This window comes from Halorhodospira sp. 9622, assembly GCF_022228025.1.
Taxonomy (GTDB): Bacteria; Pseudomonadota; Gammaproteobacteria; order Nitrococcales; family Halorhodospiraceae; genus Halorhodospira; species Halorhodospira halophila_A.
Genome location: NZ_JAJNRE010000071.1, coordinates 1 through 1,417, shown reverse-complemented (window position 1 = coordinate 1,417; position 1,417 = coordinate 1). Strand labels below are relative to the sequence as shown.

General features: G+C 61.8%; 2 protein-coding genes. Both read left to right on the top strand.

The features are described from left to right. Window positions 1-426 (top strand): WD40 repeat domain-containing protein (locus tag LRG07_RS13595; protein ID WP_238642726.1); only part of this gene is annotated, 426 nt, incomplete at its 5' end. 846 nt (window positions 427-1,272) lie between these two features. Next, the coding region (locus tag LRG07_RS13590; protein WP_238642728.1) for a winged helix-turn-helix transcriptional regulator at window positions 1,273-1,417 on the top strand (145 nt) is incomplete at its 3' end.

The following is a 1,417-nucleotide window of genomic DNA, read 5'->3' as shown; positions in this document are numbered from 1 at the left end:
GTGTCGGGTTCAGCTGACAACACGCTGCGCCTGTGGGATGTGGACAGTGGGCGGCAGCTGCGGACCTTCGAGGGGCATGAGCACGATGTGCGCTCTGTGGCCTTTGGTCCGGATGGCAAGAGGGTGCTGTCGGGTGCAAACGACGACACGTTGCGCCTGTGGGATGCCGACAGTGGGCGGTTGCTGCGTACGTTCGAGGGCCATGGGCGCGCTGTGACCTCGGTGGCTTTCAGCGGCGACGGCAAGCGGATGATGTCAGGTTCAGACGATGGCCGGCTGCGCCTTTGGGATGTCGACAGCGGTGACCAGTTGCACACCTTCGAAGGGCAGGGGGACGGTGTGACCTCGGTGGCTTTCAGCCCGGATGATTGGCAGGTGGTATCCGGTTCACGGGACCAGATGCTGCGCCTGTGGCAAGCCCGCTGACGCAGCACAGGTCGTGGCACTGCTCGGCTGCGGCGCCCGGCGGCAGGAAGCGCGCGGACCGGGAGCGGTTCATAAGCTGCCGCCCGCAGGGTGTCGTTGCTGCGTAGCCGTGGATTGTGCACCCCGTGACTGTCACGGGCTATCCCAATCCGCCACCGGGGGCAGCATTGCATAGGCGCCAATCGGCGGGACGCGATGGATCGAGGTTGGCAGGCGTGGGCTTCTAAGAGATGCTTAACACGCTTCAAAACTAGGCGAATCCAGTCATGCGTAAGGACAGCGCTTTCGCCCTGACGGGCTCATGGTGCTCACGGGCGCCGCTCAGGCGGTTCAAGCGCCGGCTTGCCACGCCACGACAATTTTGCAGTATGAGGAGGATGATCCATGCACAACTTTAACGCCTCAACAACTACAGGGTCCGGTTGGTGCGCGACGGACAGTGATTTTCTTTTTTTGATTTAGGGTCATTTATTCTTGAGCTTCCGGCTTGCCTGATTAGGGCTTGTGTGCGCGGGGATAGGGCTTTAGAGCTACGCAGTTGACAACCACTGGGTCTGATCCATATCCGGTTGCTTTGGGTTAAGTATGTATTTGAGTCCACCCCGCGCCTCGCCCCCTGCGTATTCCGGACGATCGTGACCGCGTTTTCCGCGTGAACGTGACCGGCCATTCCGGGCCATCGTGACCGCGTTTTCCGGCTGAACGTGACCGATTCCGAGGTGCATTGCGGAATCGCTGGTCACGGTGCCGGAATCGGCGGTCACGATCGCGGAATCGCATCCAACCCACTGGAATCCTTCAGCTTGATCCGGCATACCGGTTGCCTTTGCCCGAGCGGAGGCGGCCATGCCGGGGGAGAGGGTTCCAATGAAGAAGATCGTCGAGGTACTGCGCCTCAAGCACGAGGCGAAGCTCAGTCACGCGCAGATCGCCCGGGCCTGCGGGCTGTCCAAGGGGGCAGTGAGCAAGTACGTCAGCCTGGCCCAGGCCA